The sequence below is a fragment of the Neoroseomonas soli genome (genome assembly GCF_018129065.1).
Classification (GTDB): domain Bacteria; phylum Pseudomonadota; class Alphaproteobacteria; order Acetobacterales; family Acetobacteraceae; genus Neoroseomonas; species Neoroseomonas soli.
Genome location: NZ_JAAEDM010000163.1, coordinates 1 through 3700 on the forward strand (window position 1 = coordinate 1; position 3700 = coordinate 3700).

General features: G+C 70.8%; 4 protein-coding genes. 1 reads left to right on the plus strand and 3 read right to left on the minus strand.

Annotation, left to right across the window (positions count from 1 at the left end):
• On the plus strand, positions 1 to 330 hold a 330-nt coding region (locus tag GXW76_RS25035; protein WP_211864857.1), incomplete at its 5' end, for a DUF2336 domain-containing protein.
• A gap of 6 nt (positions 331 to 336) precedes the next feature.
• Here the strand turns inward: GXW76_RS25035 and argB are convergent.
• The 3 genes from argB to yidC form a co-directional block, all read right to left on the minus strand.
• Positions 337 to 1227, minus strand: a complete 891-nt coding sequence (gene argB / locus GXW76_RS25040; protein ID WP_211864858.1) for an acetylglutamate kinase — start codon at positions 1225 to 1227, stop codon at positions 337 to 339.
• An 83-nt stretch (positions 1228 to 1310) separates the two neighbouring features.
• Positions 1311 to 1997, minus strand: coding sequence for a ribosome biogenesis GTP-binding protein YihA/YsxC (gene yihA / locus GXW76_RS25045; protein WP_211864859.1), 687 nt, complete (start codon positions 1995 to 1997; stop codon positions 1311 to 1313).
• A gap of 112 nt (positions 1998 to 2109) precedes the next feature.
• The coding region (gene yidC, locus GXW76_RS25050) for a membrane protein insertase YidC (RefSeq protein ID WP_211864860.1) at positions 2110 to 3700 on the minus strand (1591 nt) is incomplete at its 5' end.

A 3700-nucleotide genomic window follows, 5' to 3' on the forward strand; every position in this document is an offset into this window, starting at 1 on the left:
CGCGCCGCCATGCTGCAGCGCGCCGGCGCACTGGACGACGCGGCGATGCTGCGCGCGGCCCGGGGCGGGGAGGTCGCGTTCGTCACCGTCGGCCTGTCCGGCCTGAGCCGCGTGCCGCGCAGCGCGGTGGACCATGCGGTGGCCACGCGCTGCGCCAAATCCGTCGCCGGCATGTGCCGGCAGGCCGGGCTCGGCCCGGCGACGACGGAGGCGGTGGTCGGCCTGCTCGCACCCGGCATGCCGGGGATGACCGAGATGGGGCCGGCGCCGGTCGGCGAAGGGGAACTCCGGTGGCGGATCGACGCGCTCGCGCGCGCCGCCGCCCGCTGAAGGCCTTCAGGCGCGGATCAGCGTGCCCGCACCGCCGTCGGTGAAGAGTTCCCGCAGCACCGCGTGCGGCACGCGGCCGTCGAGGATGACCGCACCCTTCACGCCGCGCTCGACGGCGTAGATGCAGGTCTCGACCTTCGGGATCATGCCGCCGGAGATCCAGCCGGCCTCGATGCCGGCCTTCACCTCGGCGACCGTCATCTCGGGGATGAGGCGCTTCTCGGGGTCCAGCACGCCGGGCACGTCGGTGAGCATCAGCAGCCGTTCGGCGGACAGCGCGCCGGCGATGGCGCCCGCCGCGGTGTCGGCGTTGATGTTGTACGTCTGGCCGTCCTCGCCGACGCCGACGGGGGCGACCACGGGCACGATGTCGGCGCCGATCAGCAGGTGCAGCACCTTCGGGTCCACGGTCGCCGGTTCGCCGACGAAGCCGAGGTCGAGCACCTTTTCGATGTTGCTGTCGGGATCGCGGTAGGTGCGCCGCAGCTTGCGTGCGCGGATCAGCCCGCCATCCTTGCCCGAGATGCCGACGGCGAGCGCGCCCGCGCGCGTGATGGCCTCCGCGACCTGCTTGTTCACCGGGCCGGCGAGGACCATCTCGACGACGTCGAGCATCTCCTCATCCGTCACGCGCAGGCCCTGGACGAAGGTGGACTTCACGTTCAGGCGCTTGAGCATGGCGTTGATCTGCGGCCCGCCGCCGTGGACGACCACGGGGCTGACGCCCACCTGCTCCAGCAGCGCGATGTCGCGGCCGAAGCGCAGCGCCGTCTCCTCCTCGCCCATCGCGTGGCCGCCGTACTTCACCACCACGGTCGCATCGTCGTAGCGCTTCAGGAAAGGCAGCGCGCCGGCGAGGATCTGCATGGCGTCGGGCATGTCGGCGGCATCGGTCATCGTGCGGCGCGTCCTGGAGGTTCGTCGCGGCTCTAAGCGGCGCCCTGCATGCGGTCAAGCCGCCGCGGGGCGTCGCGGAACGGTCATGCGGCGCCGGGCGCGCGCGGCGATTCCGGCAGGGCGAGGGAGGCGATCTCGGCGCGCAGTTCGGGGATGCCCTGGCCTTCCTCGCTGCTGGTCACGATCACCAGTGGATGCGCCGCGGTATGGCTGCGGGCGAGCGCTTCGGCTTCCTTGATCCGCGCGGCGAGCTTCTGCGGCCCGACGTCGTCGGCCTTGGTCAGCACGATCTGGAAGGCGACGGCGGCGACGTTGAGCAGGTCCATCGCCGCGCGGTCGGCGGCCTTGGTCTCGATGCGCGCGTCGAGCAGCAGGATCACGCGCAACAGGTTCGGCCGCCCGCGCAGGTAGTCGAACATGACGCCCTGCCAGTCGCGCTGCATGTCCTTGGACGCCTTGGCATATCCGTAGCCAGGCAGGTCCACGAGCACGAGGCGCTCGGCGAGGTTGAAGAAGTTGAGCTGCCGCGTGCGCCCCGGCGTCTGCGAGACGCGCGCGAGCGCCTTCTGCCCCGTCAGCGCGTTGATGAGCGAGGACTTGCCCACGTTCGACCGCCCGCAGAAGGCGACTTCCGGCAGGCCCGGCGGCGGGAGCTGGTCGGATTTCTGCGCCGCGTAGAAGAATGCGCAGGGCCGCGCGAAGAGCAGCCTTCCGGCCTCGATCAGCGCCGCGCGTTCAGCCTCGTCCCTGGCTTCGGCGAGCCCGGTCATGTCCTGCCGCCTTTCGCCGGGGGGGCGCTACCGGCGCGCCCGCCCTGCCTTGCTGACAGCCAAAGAAGGGAGGGGGTGCGGGGGAGGTTCCCCTCCCCCGCCCTGCCGTTCGTCACTTCGCCTTCCCCGCCGTCTTCGCCCCGCGCGCCGCCGCGCGGTCGTGGCGCATGATGTAGTACTGCTGCGCCACCGACAGCGTGTTGTTCCATGCCCAGTAGATGATGAGCCCTGCCGGGAAAGACGCCAGCATGAAGGTGAAGATGATCGGCATCCACGCGAAGATCTTGGCCTGGATCGGGTCGGGCGGCGGCGGGTTCAGCCTCTGCTGGACGAACATGGTCACGCCCATGATCAGCGCCCAGGCCGGCATGTGCAGGAAGTTGGACCACTGCGCCGGGTCGAAGGGCAGCAGGCCGAACAGGTTGAACAGGTTCGTCGGATCCGGCGCCGAGAGGTCGTGGATCCAGCCGAAGAAGGGCTGGTGCCGCATCTCGATGGTGACGAACAGCGCCTTGTAGAGGGCGAAGAAGACCGGGATCTGGATGAGGATGGGCAGGCAGCCGGAGGCCGGGTTGACCTTCTCGCTCTTGTAGAGCGCCATCATCTCCGACTGCGCCTTCGGCGGGTCGTCCTTATAGCGCTCCTTGATCTCGGTCATCTTGGGCGCGAGCGCCTTCATCCGCGCCATCGAGTGGTAGGCCTTGTTGGCCAGCGGGAAGAAGGCCGCCTTGATGAGCACGGTGAAGATCAGGATGGCGACGCCGAAGTTCCCGGTCAGGCGGAAGATCCAGTCCAGCGCCAGGAAGAACGGCTTCACCAGGAAGTAGAACCAGCCGAAGTCGATCGCCTTGTCGAAGTCGGTGATGCCCAGCCGGGACATGTAGTCGTCGAGGAGGTGGACCTCCTTCGCGCCGGCGAACAGGCGCGTCGCCATCTGCCCGGTCGCGCCGGGCGCGACGGTGATGGGCGCCGGCGGCGCCATGTCCACCTGCCAGCGGTCGCCCATCGCGCCGCCGCCCTCGTTCACGTGGCGGTAGGAAGCGCGCAGCGTCTGGTCGGCCGCGGCCGGCATGACGGCAGCGAGCCAGTACTTGTCGGTGAAGCCGGCCCAGCCGCCGGTCGTCTCCTGCTCCATCGCGGTGCCGGAGCGGCGCGCCGCCTCGGACTTCGCATCGCTGTAGGTGACTTCGCGCAGGCGGCCGCCGAGCACGCCGGTGAAGCCTTCGTGCAGGATGTAGAAGCCGGCGGTGTGCGGCGTGTGCTCGCGGCGCACGCGGACCCAGGGCAGCACCGTGGCGGGCTCGGCGCCCGTGTTACGGACGCGCTGCTCGGCGCTGACCATGTACTGTTCGTCGATCGACAGCGCGATCTCGAAGACCTGGCCCTGGCCGTTGTCCCAGCTGAGGGTCACGGGCTGGCCGGGCGCCAGCGGCCCGCCCGAGGCGGTCCAGTCGGTGTCGTTGCCGGGCACGGCGGTGCGGCCGTCGGCGGCGGTCCAGCCCCACTGGCCGAAATACGGCTGGGCGCCGTCGCGCGGGGCGAACAGCCGCACCTGCGGGGAGTTCGGCTCCAGCGTCTCGCGGTAGGTGGTGAAGACCAGGTCGTCCAGGCGGGCGCCGCGCAGGTTCAGGCTGCCGGCGACGCGCGGGGTGCGGACGTCGATCCGCGCGGCGGGCGGGCGCGGCGTGGCGCTCGTGGCTTCC

Coding starts and splice junctions, on each gene's coding strand:
- argB (WP_211864858.1), bottom strand. CDS start 1,227: ATGACCGATGCCGCCGACATGCCCGACGCCATGCAGATCCTCGCCGGC.
- yihA (WP_211864859.1), bottom strand. CDS start 1,997: ATGACCGGGCTCGCCGAAGCCAGGGACGAGGCTGAACGCGCGGCGCTG.